General features: G+C 72.9%; 15 protein-coding genes and 1 tRNA gene. 10 read left to right on the top strand and 6 right to left on the bottom strand.

From position 1 onward, the window contains the following. From ABZ937_RS40540 to ABZ937_RS40500, 9 genes are all read left to right on the top strand, one after another. Positions 1-1979 (top strand): ATP-binding protein (locus ABZ937_RS40540; RefSeq protein ID WP_361700087.1); only part of this gene is annotated, 1979 nt, incomplete at its 5' end. Between the two features lie 77 nt (positions 1980-2056). Further along, a complete protein-coding gene (locus ABZ937_RS40535; RefSeq protein WP_361700085.1) occupies positions 2057-2491 on the top strand; it encodes a roadblock/LC7 domain-containing protein in 435 nt (144 codons plus the stop codon). A gap of 2 nt (positions 2492-2493) precedes the next feature. Further along, a complete protein-coding gene (locus ABZ937_RS40530; protein ID WP_361700083.1) occupies positions 2494-2865 on the top strand; it encodes a DUF742 domain-containing protein in 372 nt (123 codons plus the stop codon). Next, positions 2843-3442, top strand: coding sequence for an ATP/GTP-binding protein (locus ABZ937_RS40525; RefSeq protein ID WP_361700080.1), 600 nt, complete (start codon positions 2843-2845; stop codon positions 3440-3442). The genes ABZ937_RS40530 and ABZ937_RS40525 overlap by 23 nt, the downstream gene beginning before the upstream one ends. A 61-nt stretch (positions 3443-3503) precedes the next feature. Continuing rightward, on the top strand, positions 3504-4079 hold the full coding sequence (locus ABZ937_RS40520; protein WP_361700078.1) for a GAF domain-containing protein: 576 nt from the start codon (positions 3504-3506) through the stop codon (positions 4077-4079). 188 nt (positions 4080-4267) lie between these two features. Then, on the top strand, positions 4268-5296 hold the full coding sequence (gene tdh / locus ABZ937_RS40515) for an L-threonine 3-dehydrogenase (RefSeq protein WP_361700077.1): 1029 nt from the start codon (positions 4268-4270) through the stop codon (positions 5294-5296). Positions 5297-5341: 45 nt separating this feature from the next. Further along, complete coding sequence (locus ABZ937_RS40510; protein WP_361700075.1) at positions 5342-6535, top strand: glycine C-acetyltransferase; 1194 nt, start codon at positions 5342-5344, stop codon at positions 6533-6535. 30 nt (positions 6536-6565) lie between these two features. Next, positions 6566-7468: a LysR family transcriptional regulator gene (locus ABZ937_RS40505; protein WP_361700072.1), complete on the top strand. Its 903-nt coding sequence runs from the start codon at positions 6566-6568 to the stop codon at positions 7466-7468. Positions 7469-7517: 49 nt separating this feature from the next. Further along, a complete protein-coding gene (locus ABZ937_RS40500) occupies positions 7518-7883 on the top strand; it encodes an MmcQ/YjbR family DNA-binding protein (RefSeq protein ID WP_361700070.1) in 366 nt (121 codons plus the stop codon). An 11-nt stretch (positions 7884-7894) separates the two neighbouring features. Here the strand turns inward: ABZ937_RS40500 and ABZ937_RS40495 are convergent, their stop codons facing one another. Together ABZ937_RS40495 and ABZ937_RS40490 are read right to left on the bottom strand one after the other, a co-directional pair. Further along, positions 7895-8815: a transketolase C-terminal domain-containing protein gene (locus tag ABZ937_RS40495; protein WP_361700067.1), complete on the bottom strand. Its 921-nt coding sequence runs from the start codon at positions 8813-8815 to the stop codon at positions 7895-7897. A gap of 26 nt (positions 8816-8841) precedes the next feature. Further along, positions 8842-9549 (bottom strand): transketolase, encoded by a 708-nt coding sequence (locus tag ABZ937_RS40490; protein ID WP_361700064.1) that lies wholly within the window; start codon positions 9547-9549, stop codon positions 8842-8844. A gap of 126 nt (positions 9550-9675) precedes the next feature. Here ABZ937_RS40490 and ABZ937_RS40485 point away from each other — a divergent pair. After that, positions 9676-9749: transfer RNA gene (locus tag ABZ937_RS40485), tRNA-Pro, on the top strand. A 101-nt stretch (positions 9750-9850) separates the two neighbouring features. Here ABZ937_RS40485 and ABZ937_RS40480 read toward each other — a convergent pair. From ABZ937_RS40480 to ABZ937_RS40465, 4 genes are read right to left on the bottom strand one after another with little or no spacing between them, the layout of a single operon-like run. Continuing rightward, complete coding sequence (locus ABZ937_RS40480) at positions 9851-10378, bottom strand: NUDIX hydrolase family protein (protein WP_189819176.1); 528 nt, start codon at positions 10376-10378, stop codon at positions 9851-9853. Positions 10379-10394: 16 nt separating this feature from the next. Next, positions 10395-11570 (bottom strand): amidohydrolase family protein, encoded by a 1176-nt coding sequence (locus ABZ937_RS40475; protein WP_361700061.1) that lies wholly within the window; start codon positions 11568-11570, stop codon positions 10395-10397. A gap of 2 nt (positions 11571-11572) precedes the next feature. After that, positions 11573-12976, bottom strand: coding sequence for a glutamine synthetase family protein (locus ABZ937_RS40470; RefSeq protein WP_361700058.1), 1404 nt, complete (start codon positions 12974-12976; stop codon positions 11573-11575). Positions 12977-13029: 53 nt separating this feature from the next. After that, positions 13030-13839, bottom strand: coding sequence for an SAM-dependent methyltransferase (locus tag ABZ937_RS40465; protein WP_361700056.1), 810 nt, complete (start codon positions 13837-13839; stop codon positions 13030-13032). Between the last annotated feature and the right edge of the window lie 163 nt (positions 13840-14002).

Genomic DNA, 14002 nt, shown 5'->3' with positions numbered 1-14002 from the left:
CCCCGCCGCAGCGCGGCCCGCGCCGCCGCCCGCCCGCGGACGCCGACGACTTCGAGCTGCTCGCCGCCGACCTGGCCCGCGCGCACGACGGCGCCGTCACCGCCGTCGTGCGGGCCGCCCAGCTCTCCAGCCAGACGGGCAGCGAACAGAAGCTGGAGGTGTTCGTCAATCTCGCGCGCCGGCTTCAGTCCCTCGTGCACCGGGAGATCTCGATCCTCGACGACCTCGAGAACGAGATCGAGGACCCCGACCTGCTCAAGGGCCTGTTCCACGTCGACCACCTGGCCACGCGCATCCGGCGGCACGCCGAGAACCTCGCCGTGCTCGGCGGCGCGGTCTCCCGCCGCCAGTGGAGCAACCCGGTCAGCATGACCGAGGTGCTGCGCTCGGCCATCGCCGAGGTCGAGCAGTACTCCCGGGTCAAGCTGGTGCCGCCCATCGACGGCGAACTGCGCGGCCACGCCGTCGCCGACGTCATCCACCTGCTCGCCGAACTCATCGAGAACGCCACGGTGTTCTCCGCCCCGCAGACCCAGGTGCTGCTCCGCGCCAACCTCGTCACCTCCGGGCTCGCCGTGGAGGTCGAGGACCGCGGGCTCGGCATGCCCGTGGGCGAGCAGAGCCGGATGAACGCCCTGCTCGCCGACCCCGACCAGGTCAACGTCGCCAGCCTCCTGGCCGACGGCCGCATCGGTCTCTACGTCGTCTCCCAGCTCGCCCGCCGGCACGGCATCCACGTGCGGCTGCAGACCAACATCTACGGCGGGGTGCAGGCCGTACTCGTCGTCCCGCAGGCACTGTTGGGCAACGCGCCGGGCGTGCCGGGGGCGGGGGCTGCCGCGCACGGTGGCGCCGGGGGAGCGGGCTCAGCTGCGAGTGGGGCCGCCCTGAGCGGGGCCGGGAGTGCCGCGACAGAGGTTGGGGCGGGTGCCGGGCAGGCCCCCGCCACCGGCAGGCGGCGCCACGCCCAGCGCGGCTCCGGACGACGCGGTGCGGAGAGCGGCGGCGCCGGGCGGGCCGGGACCGACAGCGGGCCCGGACGGCGGGGGACCGAGAGCGGTGTGCCCGGACGGCACGGAAGTGCTCCGGCACCGCTGCCCGTGCGCGGCGCCCACGAGGCGCGGCCCACCCCCGCCGAGGCCGTGCCCGGCATCAGCGCCGGGGACCGGCCGGTGGTCGAGGCACACGAGGGCATCCTGCCCACCCCCCGCGCCGCGACGGGCCCCGGAACCGTCGACAAGCCCCGACTGCCCCGCCGACGCGCCCAGGAGCACATCGTGCCCCAGCTGCGCGGCGGCCCGGCACCCCGCCAGGACGCCGACACCGTCGCCGGTCACGACCCCGGCCTGATGGCCGCCTTCCAGCGCGGGATCGGACTCGCCGAGGCCCAGCAGAGCCTGGAGCCGGAGTACGAGGAGCCGGGGGCCGGGGCATCGGCGTACGGGGCCACGGGATTCGGGGAATCGTCGTACGGGCACATGGGTTCGGCCCACACGGATGCCCCGCACATGGCGGGTACGCACCTCCCGGCATCCGGCCGGACCCCCGTACCGGAACCCGCCGAGCCGACACGCCCACGTCCCGAGCCCGGAGCCCCGGAGCACATCGGCGCCCAGCACAACGGGGCCGCGTCACACATCGGCACCGACCACCACGGCTCGCACACCATGGGGCCGGACACCATGGGCTCTCCCTACACGGGCCCGGCCCACATGGACGCTCACCACATGGGCCCCGACCACACTGTGCCGAACCCTAAGGGCGGCCCGGACCACACGGTCCCGAACCACACGATGCCGAACCCCGTGGGCCCCGACCCCACGCTCCCGGTCCACATGGCCTCCAACCACATGGCCCCCGACCACACGGCCGAGACCCACATGGCCACGCCCCCCATACCCCAGGCGCACGCCCACACGCCCGTATCCGACGGCATCCGCGGCACCGGCCGGACCGAGGGGAGCACCCCGGCCGGATGACCACCGCCGCACCCGCACGTCGTACCCCCACCCCCAGTGCTCCCGCAGCTCTTCGTACCCCAAGGAGTCGATCCACCATGGCGAGCGACGCGCCGACCGTCCACGCATCCGACCTCGACTGGCTGCTGAGCGGCCTTGTGCAGCGCGTACCGCACACCACCAGCGCGGTGCTCCTGTCCTGCGACGGACTGGTGAAGTCCGTGCACGGCCTGGACGCCGACAGCGCCGACCACATGGCGGCCCTGGCCTCCGGCCTGTACTCCCTCGGCCGCAGCGCGGGCATCCGGTTCGGCGACGGCGGGGACGTCCGCCAGGTCGTCGTCGAACTCGACGCGACCCTGCTCTTCGTCACCACCGCCGGCTCCGGCACCTGCCTCGCCGTGCTCGCGGGGCGCGAGGCCGACGCGGCCGTCCTCGGCTACGAGATGGCGATGCTGGTCAAGAGCGTCCGTCCCTACCTGGTGACCGCCCCCCGGCAGCAGGCCGTCGAATCCACGGCGACGAGGCCTTGAACGTGGCCGCAGCCGGCGACGGGCCCTGGCTGGACGAGGCGGCAGGGCGGCTGGTGCGACCGTTCACGGTCAGCAACGGCCGCACCGAGCCGAGCATCGCCCTCGACCTGATGTCGCAGGTGATGGCCACCGGCGTCACCCCGCTCGGCTACCTCGGCCCCGAGCACGCGCAGGCACTCGACCTGTGTCGCGCGCCCGTCTCGGTCGCCGAAGTGGCCGCCCAGCTGAAACTGCCCGCGGTGGTCACCAAGGTGCTGCTCGCCGACCTGGTCGACTGCGGTGCGCTGACCACCAAGCCACCCGTCTACCACCACACACCCACTGACCGGTCTCTGCTGGAGGCAGTGCTCGATGGACTACGACGACAGCTCTGACCCGTTCCCGACCGCGCTCAAGATCCTGGTCGCGGGCGGGTTCGGGGTCGGCAAGACGACCTTCGTGGGCGCGGTCAGCGAGATCGCGCCGCTCAGCACGGAGGAGCTGCTCACCACGGTCAGTGTCGGCACGGACAGTCTCGACGGCGTCGAGAACAAGATGGAGACCACGGTCGCCATGGACTTCGGCCGGATCACCCTCGATCCGGACCATGTGCTGTACCTGTTCGGCACACCGGGGCAGGAGCGGTTCTGGTTCATGTGGGACGAGCTGTCCGAGGGCGCGCTCGGCGCGGTGATCCTGGCCGACACCCGTCGGCTCCAGGACTGCTTCGCCGCCGTGGACTTCTTCGAGGAGCGCGGGCTCGCCTTCATCATCGCGGTCAACGAGTTCGACGGCTCCCACCGCTACGACCCCGAGGAGGTGCGCTCCGCCATCGACCTCGACCCGGAGGTCCCGGTCGTGCGCTGCGACGCCCGGATCTCCAGCTCCGGCGTCCAGACCCTCCTCACGCTGGTGCGCCACCTCCTCGCCCACGCCCCGGCGCCCACGCCCAGCCATGGCGCCCACAGGTGATCCCGCCCTACCGCCCTCGGAGCCCCTATATGAGGTACGCCCACAGCGACGGAGCCCGGCCATGAGCTACGAGCCGCCCCGGCCGGTCCGGGGTCTGCTGCTCACCCCCGAGGACAAGGAGGCCCCCGCCCGCGTCCACCGACTGCGCCGACTCGGCCTGGTGGACCGGCCCGACCCCGCGCTCGACGCCTTCGCCGGCCACCTCGCCCAGCTCACCGGCGCGCACTACGCCATGGTCAACTTCATCGGCGAGGACCACCAGTTCTTCGCGGGCCTGAGCGCCCCCGCCACCGCCCCGGTCGTGCGGGACGACGGCAGCAGGGCCGAGCTCGGCCGGGTGCAGCCGCGCGACCATGGGTTCTGCCCCCATGTGGTGGTGCGCCGTAAGGCCCTGGTCCTGGAGGACGTCCGCGACTATCCGCGGTTCGCGGGCAATCCGGTCGTCGACGAATACGGCATTCGGTCGTATCTCGGCGCCCCGCTCATCGACAGTTCCGGCATGGCGTTGGGCACCGTGTGTGCCGCCGACACAGCGCCCCGCGCCTGGGGCAGGCCGGGCCTGGAGACCATCAAGGCCCTCGCCGCCGACCTCGTCGTACGCCTGGAACGGAGTGCGGAGGACGGTCTGCCGCTCTGACGCGAGGGGACAGCGAGGTGGGTTCACCGCGGAGGGCGTGAAGGAAAGCTGTGGCGCCGGTTAAGAAAAGCTCGATGGACCGCGGACCGCGCATGCGGCAGATTGCAGGGTGATTCCACCCCTCTGACCCGGTGCGGGTTCCTTCGGCATACCCGCGGTCCGGGCCTCACCCCACAGGAGCCGTAGCGTTGAAGGCGCTGGTCAAGGAGAAGGCGGAGCCGGGACTCTGGCTGACGGACGTCCCGGAGCCCGTCATCGGCCCCGGTGACGTAATGATCAAGGTGATGCGGACCGGTGTCTGCGGCACCGACCTGCACATCCGGGCCTGGGACGGCTGGGCCCAGCAGGCGATCCGCACCCCGCTCGTGGTGGGACACGAGTTCGTCGGGCAGGTCGTCGAGACCGGGCGGGACGTGACAGACATCCGCATCGGCGACCGGGTCAGCGGCGAGGGCCACCTGGTGTGCGGCAAGTGCCGCAACTGCCTGGCCGGCCGCCGCCACCTGTGCCGGGCCACCGTCGGCCTCGGCGTGGGCCGCGACGGAGCGTTCGCCGAGTACGTCGCCCTGCCCGCGTCCAACGTCTGGGTGCACCGGGTCCCGGTCGACCTCGACGTCGCCGCGATCTTCGACCCGTTCGGCAACGCCGTGCACACCGCGCTCTCGTTCCCGCTGGTCGGCGAGGACGTCCTGATCACCGGCGCCGGCCCGATCGGCCTGATGGCCGCCGCCGTGGCCCGGCACGCGGGCGCCCGCAACGTCGTCATCACCGACGTCAGCGAGGAGCGCCTGGAGCTGGCCCGCAAGATAGGGGTGAGCCTGGCGCTGAACGTCGCCGAGTCCGCCATCTCCGACGGACAGCGCGCGCTGGGGCTGCGCGAGGGCTTCGACATCGGCCTGGAGATGTCCGGCCGCCCCGAGGCCATGCGCGACATGATCGCCAACATGACGCACGGCGGCCGGATCGCCATGCTCGGCCTGCCCGCCCAGGAGTTCCCGGTCGACTGGGCCCGGATCGTCACCTCGATGATCACCATCAAGGGCATCTACGGCCGCGAGATGTTCGAGACCTGGTACGCGATGTCGGTGCTGCTGGAAGGCGGCCTGGACCTCGCCCCCGTGATCACCGGCCGGTACGACTACCGCGACTTCGAGGCGGCCTTCGCCGACGCGGCCAGCGGCAAGGGCGGCAAGGTCATCCTCGACTGGACCGCGTAAGAGACGTACCTCCCCTTCCGCGCAAGCACCCTAGGAGCTTCTTCGATGTTCGACACCGTCCGTGACGACCTGCGCGCCACCCTGGACGAGATCCGCGCCGCCGGACTGCACAAGCCCGAGCGGGTCATCGGCACCCCGCAGTCCGCGACCGTGAACGTCACCGCCGGCGGCCGTCCCGGCGAGGTCCTCAACTTCTGCGCCAACAACTACCTCGGTCTGGCCGACCACCCCGAGGTGGTCGCCGCCGCCCACGAGGCCCTGGACCGCTGGGGCTACGGCATGGCCTCCGTCCGCTTCATCTGCGGCACCCAGGAGGTGCACAAGGAGCTGGAGGCCCGGCTGTCGGCGTTCCTCGGCCAGGAGGACACGATCCTGTACTCCTCCTGCTTCGACGCCAACGGCGGTGTCTTCGAGACCCTGCTCGGCGAGGAGGACGCGGTGATCTCCGACGCCCTCAACCACGCCTCCATCATCGACGGCATCCGCCTGTCCAAGGCCCGCCGCTACCGCTACGCCAACCGCGACCTCGCGGACCTGGAGGCCAAGCTCAAGGAGGCGTCCGACGCCCGGCGCCGCCTGATCGTCACCGACGGCGTCTTCTCCATGGACGGCTACGTGGCCCCGCTCGCCGAGATCTGCGACCTCGCCGACCGCTACGACGCGATGGTCATGGTCGACGACTCGCACGCCGTCGGCTTCGTCGGCCCCTCCGGCCGCGGCACCCCCGAGCTGCACGGCGTCATGGACCGCGTCGACATCATCACCGGCACCCTCGGCAAGGCCCTCGGCGGCGCCTCCGGCGGTTACGTCGCCGCCCGCGCCGAGATCGTCGCCCTGCTGCGCCAGCGTTCCCGCCCCTACCTGTTCTCCAACACCCTCGCCCCGGTGATCGCCGCCGCCTCCCTCAAGGTCCTCGACCTGCTGGAGTCCGCCGACGACCTGCGCGTGCGGCTCGCCGAGAACACCAAGCTGTTCCGCAGCCGGATGACCGAGGCGGGCTTCGACGTCCTCCCCGGCGACCACGCCATCGCCCCCGTCATGATCGGCGACGCGGCGAAGGCGGCCCGCATGGCCGAGCTGCTGCTGGAGCGCGGTGTCTATGTGATCGGCTTCTCCTACCCGGTCGTCCCGCAGGGCCAGGCCCGCATCCGCGTCCAGCTGTCCGCCGCGCACTCCACGGCGGACGTCAACCGCGCGGTCGACGCGTTCATCGCGGCGCGCGCCGAACTGGAGGCCTGACCAGGGCGGACGCCCTGGGATAATGGCGGCATGATCGAGGCACGGCGGCTCCACATCCTCCGTGCGGTGGCCGACCACCGCACGGTCACCGCGGCAGCCGCCGCGCTCTACCTCACCCCGTCCGCCGTCTCCCAGCAGCTCACGGCGCTGGAGCAGGAGACCGGCCACCGGCTGGTCGACCGCAGCGCCAAGGGCGTACGGCTCACTCCGGCCGGCGAGATCCTGCTCGGCCACACCAACGTGGTCCTCGCCCAGCTGGAGCGGGCCGAGGCCGAGCTGGCCGCCTACGGCTCGGGCGAGGCGGGCACGGTCACCGTGGCGGCCTTCGCGACCGGCATCGCCCAGGTCGTGGCCCCGGCCGTGGGCCGCCTCGCCGCCGCCGCGCCCGGCATACGCATCCGCGTCCAGGACGCGGAGGGCGACGCCAGCCTGCCGATGGTCCTGGACCGGCAGGTCGATGTCGCGGTCGCCGTCGAGTACCGGGGCGCCCCGCCCGCCGACGACCCCCGCCTGACCCACGTACCGCTGTACGCCGAGCCGTTCGACGCGGTCGTACCGCTGGGGCACCGCCTGGCGGACCTGCCCGAGGTCCCCCTCGCGGAGCTGGCCAAGGACACCTGGATCGGCCCGTACCCCGGCAACCCCTGCCACGACGTGGTGGTCCTCGCCTGCGAGAGCGCCGGCTTCCAGCCCCGTCTGGAACACTCCTCCGACGACTTCCGCGCCGTCGTCGCGCTCGCCTCGGCCGACGCGGGCGTGGCCCTCGTACCGCGCTCGGCGCTGCGCGGCATGGACCTCGCCGGTGTGGTCGTACGCCCCGTCGACGGTGTCGCCCCGACCCGCCGGGTCTTCGCCGCCGTCCGTCGGGGAGCCGAGGGGCACCCGCTGATCCGCCCGGTGCTGGAGGCGCTCGGCGAGGCGGCGCAGGCCTGAGGCTTCCTCGGGCGGGTGACTGTCAGTGGCAGGGGCTACGGTGCGTTGCATGCCGGATGCCGAAGACGTACGCCGAATCGCCCTGTCCCTGCCGGACACCACGGAGAAGGTCGCGTGGAACATGCCCACGTTCCGGGTGGCCGGGAAGATGTTCGCGACCCTCCCCGAGGACGAGACGTCCATCGCCGTGCGCTGTCCCAAGGAGGAGCGCGACGAACTGGTGCTGGCCGAGCCGGACAAGTTCTGGATCGCCGACCACGAGGCCCAGTTCGCCTGGGTGAGAGCGCGAATCGGCGCCCTGGAGGACGAGGGCGAGCTGCGGGACATCCTGGCCGACTCCTGGCGCCAGGCCGCCCCGCCCCGACTCCTCGAAGCCCACCCGGAGTTGGGACTTCCGCCCGGGGACCGAAGCTGAACCCCGGGGGCTCACCGGCCGGCCGGCACCCGCCCGGCGCCCACGAAGCGGCCGATCCGCTCCCGCAGGGCCGCCGGGTCCAGGCCGTGGGCGGCCACATGCTCCTCGATCGTGCCGTAGCGGCGCAGCTCGCGGCGGCCGACGCCGAGGCCGAGCACCCGGTGCGGTACGTCGGACAGCGCCTCGCTCACCGCGGTCGTCGACGTCCCCGCCAGGTACGGCTCGACCAGCACGACGTCCGTGCCCGCGGCCTCCGTGGCCCGGCGCAGCCCGGCCGCGTCGAACGGCCGCACGGTCGTCGCGTACAGCACGGTCATGTCCAGGCCCTCCGTCGCGGCGAGCACGGCGTCCAACATCGGGCCGACGGCGACGACCACACCGGACCGGCCCTCACGGACGGTGACGAAATGCCGCCCGTCGATCACCCGGCCCTGCCGGTTGGACTGCACGGACAGCCGCACGTACACCTTGTCGTCGCCCGCGGCGACCGCCTGGTGCAGCAGCGTCTCAGCCTCGTCCGGATGCCCGGGCACATGTACGGTCCAGCCGTCCAGCGTGTCCAGGAGGGCCACATCGCCTGGCGCCATGTGCGTGAAGCCGCCGGCTGGCCAGTCGAAGGACGCGGCGGCGCTCACCAGCACCGCGCCCGTGCCCTGGTGCCCCAGATCCAGCTTGACCTGCTCGAACGGCCGCTCCACGAGAAAGCTGGCGAAGGTGTGCACGACGGGTCGTAGCCCGGTCAGCGCCAGCCCGGCCGCGGCCCCGACCAGGAGCTGCTCGCGGATGCCGACGTTGATCACCCGGTCGGGATGCCGGCGCATGGCCTCCCGGAAACCGTCGGCACCGATCTCGGCGAGGACGACCGCGACCCGCGGGTCCTCGTCCAGGAGCCGGGAGACGACGGGGGCGAAACGGTCACGCATGGTGTCCATCAGGGGAACCCTTTCCAGGAGGTGAGTCAGGCGTTCTTCGGCTCGACACGGGCCACGACCACATGCGGCCGGCCCGGATGCGGCGCGGTGAACGCGGCGTACAGCGCCTCGTGGTCGCGCCCGTCGACGGTCACCGCGGACCAGCCCGCGGCCTCGAACCGGGCGGCGATCCCGCCGGGCAGCGCATGGCTGGCGGAGGAGTTGTCGATCACGACGGTGTGCAGCCGGTCCAGTCCGGCGGGCCCGGCGAACGCGATCGCCTCGTGGTTGCTGCCCTCGTCCAGCTCGGCGTCCCCGATCAGCACCCAGACCGCCGGGTCGGGCCGGCCCTGCGCCCGCAGCCCCAGCGCGGTGCCCACGGCGATCGGCAGCCCGTGCCCGAGCGACCCGCTGCCGATCTCGGCCCCCGGCACCAGCAGGCGGTCCGGGTGATGGCCGAGCGGGGAGTCGTACGACCCGAAGTCCGGCAGCCAGTCGACGGGCACGAACCCCTTCGCGGCCAGCACGGCGTAGTACGCCATCGGCCCGTGCCCCTTGCTGAGCAGGAAGCGGTCCCGGGACGGGTCCTCCCGCCGCTCCGGCGCGACCCGGAGCACCCGGTCGTAGAGCACCCACAGCACGTCGAGCGTGGAGGTGGCCGCCGGGCCGTGCTTCTCGTCGCCGGTCATCAGCCCCATCAGCCGGGGCAGGTCGTCATAGCCGTACGTACGGCTCTGGTCCGCTGTGATCGTCATGTGGATGATCGTGCAACCTCAACCAAGCTTGAGGTCAACAAGGAAAGCGGCGCGCGACCACCGATCCGAGTGCGGTATTGTTTCCCTGCGCGATCGGCCGAGGGGAAATCCCAGGTCAGACCGCGACGGGACGTGGCGCAGCTTGGTAGCGCACTTGACTGGGGGTCAAGGGGTCGCAGGTTCAAATCCTGTCGTCCCGACTTGCGAAAAGGCAGGTCAGAGGCCGTGTCGGAGCATTCCGACACGGCCTTTCGGTCATTCTGCGGCGACGGTGTGCGCCAGCACCGACAGGCCGGTGCGCTCAGAACGCGAGGCCCACATGGGCCAGAGCCTGCTTCAGCAGGACCCCGTGCCCGCCCGGCATCTCGTTCTGCACGGCCGGGGAAGCGGCCTCCTGCGGGCTGAACCAGACGAGGTCCAGCGCGTCCTGACGGGGCCGGCAGTCGCCGGTCACCGGCACGACGTAGGCCAGGGACACCGCGTGCTGACGCGGGTCGTGGTACGGCGTGATCCCCGCGGTGGGGAAGTACTCCGCGACCGTGAACGGCTGGAGGGAGGCGGGGACCCGGGGCAGGGCGACCGGGCCGAGGTCCTTCTCCAGGTGGCGCAGCAGCGCGTCGCGGACCCGCTCGTGGTGCAGGACCCGGCCGGAGACCAGGGTCCGGCTGACCGTGCCGTCCGGGCCGATGCGCAGCAGCAGTCCGATGCTGGTGACTTCGCCGCTGTCGTCCACGCGCACGGGCACGGCCTCGACGTACAGGATCGGCATCCGGGCCCTGGCCATTTCCAGCTCGTCCGTGGTCAGCCAGCCGGGCGTGGTTTCGGTCATGTCAGACATTGCTTGATCATACTTTCCGGGCGGGGCGCCCGCAGGATGCGCGGGCCGGTTCGGATACGGGCGGCCCGTACAGTCGGCGGGCGTTGTCGCGGCCGGTCCAGGCCGCGATCCGCAGGGCGTCGGTCAGGCTCAACTCGTCGTCGTCCACGCGGTCTTGCAGCAGATCGGCGAGTCCCTTCCGGAAGCACAGGGCGCCCAGGTGGTGGAACTCGGCCACACCGTAGGCGTCCGAGCTGTACAGAAGTTTGCGGAACGGGGTGATCTCCAGGGCCTCCTCCAGCACGGCCCGGCAGCGGGCCGGGCCGGTGTAGTGCAGGGCGAGACCGACGTCCAGATACACCTGTTCGAACACCGTGGCCAGATAGGCGGCTTGGCGGTGGTACGGCCAGCAGTGCAGCAGCAGGACCGGGATCGTGCCGGCGATCCGGTGCAGCCAGTCGGTGAGCAGGGCGGGGTCGGCGCGGTGCAGCCGTACGTCCGCGTCGCCGAATCCGGTGTGCAGTTGCAGCGGCAGCCCCAGCTCGACGGCGGTCCACAGCAGATGCCGTACCAGGACCGGGTCGGTGAGCCGTCCGCCGCCCGCCGTCCAGTGCCGGGCCGCCGCCGTCACCTCGGCGTCCGTCGGGCGCGCCGGGTCCAGGGCGAAGCCCGTGCGGTACGCCGCGACCGACTTCACCGCCACCACGCCCGGCCGGCGTACGGCCTCCTCGGCGGCGGCGCGGACGACGGCCGCGTACTCGCCCGCCTCCACGCCGCGCTCCACCACCGACTCGGCCAGCTGCTCCAGCCGTACCACCTCGCAGGCGGCGGCGCCGGCCGCCGCCGCCAGCTCGGCGGGGGAGGTGACCGGGTGCGGGGCGTAGCCGGTGTCCACGCAGAACACCTCGGCTCCGGACGCCGTCAGGAAGCGGCGGTTGACCTCCCGCCAGCCGAGCGCGGAGCGCCGGGCCAGGTAGTCGGCGGGCGGGACGTGCCGGGGGAGGTCGAGCAGGGGTGCGCAGTGGCGGCGTACGGCCACGCCGGCGGGGCTGTCGAAGGGCGAGACGCCGGGCCAGGCCGCGCCCTCGGTGATCAGGGACTCGAACTCCCCGGCACTCAGGTCGGCCGTCACCGCGCCGTGGCAGTGGTGGTCCACCAGCGGCAGCGCGGCGAGGGCCTCGTGGACCGGTCCCGGGGCGGCCACGGTCAGTACGTCCAGCGGTAGGCCGCCGCCACCTGGACGGGGCCGAGCCCGTCGACGGCCGCCGCCTCGCCGAGCCGTACGGCGGTCACGGCGTCCGCGAGGACCGGGCCCAGCGCGGCCCGCAGCACCTTGTCCGCGCGGAACTCCTCGACGGCCTGCGGCAGCGACTGCGGCAGCCGCCGTACGCCCAGGGCCGCCGCCTCGTCGGGGCCGTAGCGGGCCGGGTCTCCGGTGATCTCCTCGGGCAGGGTGCGGGCGGCCGTGATGCCGTCGAGTCCGGCGGCGATCACACAGCCGAGGGCCAGATACGGGTTGGCGGCCAGGTCGACCGGCTTGACCTCCATGTTGGCGTCCTGGTCGTGGCGGCCCGCCGTGCCCGTGATCATCCGCAGGGCGGCCTCGCGGGTCTCCCGGCCCCAGGCGGTGTAGACGCCGGCCCACTGGGAGGGCTGGAGCCGCAGATAGCTGGCCGGGCTCGGGGCGGTGACCGCCGTCAGCCCGGGCAGGTGGGCGAGGACCCCGGCCGCGAAGGCCTCCGCCTCGACCGTCATGCCGTACCGGCCCTCGCCGCCGGAGTGCAGGTTCAGCCCGTCGCGCCAGCAGGACAGGTGCAGATGGCCGCCGTTGCCGACCCCCTCGGGCAGGTACGCGGGCGCGAAGGAGACCCGCAGCCGGTGCCGCTGGGCCACCGCCCGGATCGTCTGCCGCACCAGCAGGCTGCGGTCGGCCGCCGCGACCGGGTCCAGCGCGCCCACCGAGACCTCGAACTGCCCGGCCGCGTACTCGGGATGGATCTGGTCCACGTCCACGCCCTGGGCGGTGAGCGCGGCCAGCAGGTCGGCGGTGTAGTCGCTCAGCTCGATCTGCCGGACCGCGCCGTACGCCGGGCCCAGGGCCGCCGGGACGAACTCCGTGCCGGGCGCCGAGCCGAGTCCGACCGCCCACTCGATCTCGACGGCCGCCTTGAAGACGAGGTCGTGGCGGTCGGCGGCGTCCGTGACGACGCGGCGCAGAAAGGTCCGGGCGCAGCCGGGGTGCCGCTCGCCCTCCTGAGTGATCCGGTCCACGGGAGCCCAGGCCCAGCCGGGCTGCCCGGCCAGCGGGACGAGCTGGTCGAGGTCGGGGTAGAGCCTGAGGTCGCCGTCGGGGGAGCCGAGGACGTCGGTGGTGACGATGGAGTCGTCGGCGAGGAAGGTGTCGAACACCGGCGACATGCCGACACCCCAGGCCACGGCCGCCTCCAGCCGTGCCGTCGGGATCGTCTTGACCCGGGCGATGCCCGCCGTGTCCGCATAGGCCAGGACGATCCCGTGCACGCCCTGCGCGGCCAGGTCGGCGGTGAGGGCGGGGACCCTCCGCAGATCGCCGGGGCGTCCGCCGGGCACGGGGTCGGCGAGAGTGGTCATGCGTCCTCCTCGACGGGCTCGGCCCCGGCCGGGGGCCAGGGGACGGGGCGAGGTCAGGGTTTCACGGCCACCGCGCCGTACTGCGGTACCACGGCGGCATCCGGCCCGGCGTGCCACCGCGAGCACGGCACCAGACCCGGCTCGACCAGCTCCAGACCGTCGAGGAACGCGGCGATCTCGGCGCGGCTGCGCGCCGTGATCGGCGGGGTGGCGTTGGCGTTCCAGAACTCCATCGCGGCCCTGTTGCCCTCGCCGCCCACCTCGGCGTCGTACGTCGGGTGGGTGAGCACCAGGTGGCTGCCCGGGGGGACCGACGCCATGAGCCGTCGCACGATGTCCCGGGCCTCGTCGGTGTCCAGCACGAAGTTGAGGATGCCCAGCATCATCACCGCGACCGGCCGGTCCAGGTCGAGGGTCTCGGCGGCACACCGGACGATGACGTCCGGCTCGCGCACGTCGGCGTCGATGTAGTCGGTGACGCCCTCGGGGGAGCTGGTGAGCAGCGAGCGGGCGTGCACGAGGACGATCGGGTCGTTGTCGACGTAGACGATCCGCGACTCGGGCGCGATCCGCTGGGCGATCTCGTGGGTGTTGTCGACCGTCGGCAGTCCGGTGCCGATGTCGAGGAACTGGCGGATCCCGCGCTCGGCGGCCAGGAAGCGCACCGCCCGCCCGAGGAACTCCCGGTCCGCGCGGGCCACGTCCCGGATCACCGGGAACATCCCGGCGACGTGCTCGCCGACGCGCCGGTCGACCTCGTAGTTGTCCTTGCCGCCGATCCAGTAGTTCCAGACCCGCGCGTTGTGCGCCACGGAGGTGTTCGGCCTCGCCGGGCCGGTCGTCGGGGAATCGCCCTCGGTCACGTTCCCGCCCTTCTCCCGTGCGGTGCTCCGCCGTCATTGTGCCGCTCCTTGATCGGGCTGTCCCGGGAAACGCGCGGCGTGCGGTCCCGGGCACCCTGCGGCGCCTCGCGGCACATGAGGAACACTGGGCCTTCGGGCCCCCGCCGGCCCGCCCAGTACCACG

Origin of the sequence: Streptomyces sp. NPDC046727 (assembly GCF_040645635.1) — a bacterium.
Classification (GTDB): Bacteria; Actinomycetota; Actinomycetes; order Streptomycetales; family Streptomycetaceae; genus Streptomyces.
This window is presented reverse-complemented; position numbering and strand designations above follow the sequence as displayed.

What these genes read in the sequence shown, in the direction of transcription:
- ABZ937_RS40500 (WP_361700070.1), top strand. Translation starts at nt 7,518, where the DNA reads ATGCCGGATGCCGAAGACGTACGCCGAATCGCCCTGTCCCTGCCGGAC.
- ABZ937_RS40470 (WP_361700058.1), bottom strand. Translation starts at nt 12,976, where the DNA reads ATGACCACTCTCGCCGACCCCGTGCCCGGCGGACGCCCCGGCGATCTG.
- ABZ937_RS40505 (WP_361700072.1), top strand. Translation starts at nt 6,566, where the DNA reads ATGATCGAGGCACGGCGGCTCCACATCCTCCGTGCGGTGGCCGACCAC.
- ABZ937_RS40480 (WP_189819176.1), bottom strand. Translation starts at nt 10,378, where the DNA reads ATGACCGAAACCACGCCCGGCTGGCTGACCACGGACGAGCTGGAAATG.
- ABZ937_RS40495 (WP_361700067.1), bottom strand. Translation starts at nt 8,815, where the DNA reads ATGGACACCATGCGTGACCGTTTCGCCCCCGTCGTCTCCCGGCTCCTG.
- ABZ937_RS40510 (WP_361700075.1), top strand. Translation starts at nt 5,342, where the DNA reads ATGTTCGACACCGTCCGTGACGACCTGCGCGCCACCCTGGACGAGATC.
- ABZ937_RS40525 (WP_361700080.1), top strand. Translation starts at nt 2,843, where the DNA reads ATGGACTACGACGACAGCTCTGACCCGTTCCCGACCGCGCTCAAGATC.
- ABZ937_RS40520 (WP_361700078.1), top strand. Translation starts at nt 3,504, where the DNA reads ATGAGCTACGAGCCGCCCCGGCCGGTCCGGGGTCTGCTGCTCACCCCC.
- ABZ937_RS40535 (WP_361700085.1), top strand. Translation starts at nt 2,057, where the DNA reads ATGGCGAGCGACGCGCCGACCGTCCACGCATCCGACCTCGACTGGCTG.
- ABZ937_RS40490 (WP_361700064.1), bottom strand. Translation starts at nt 9,549, where the DNA reads ATGACGATCACAGCGGACCAGAGCCGTACGTACGGCTATGACGACCTG.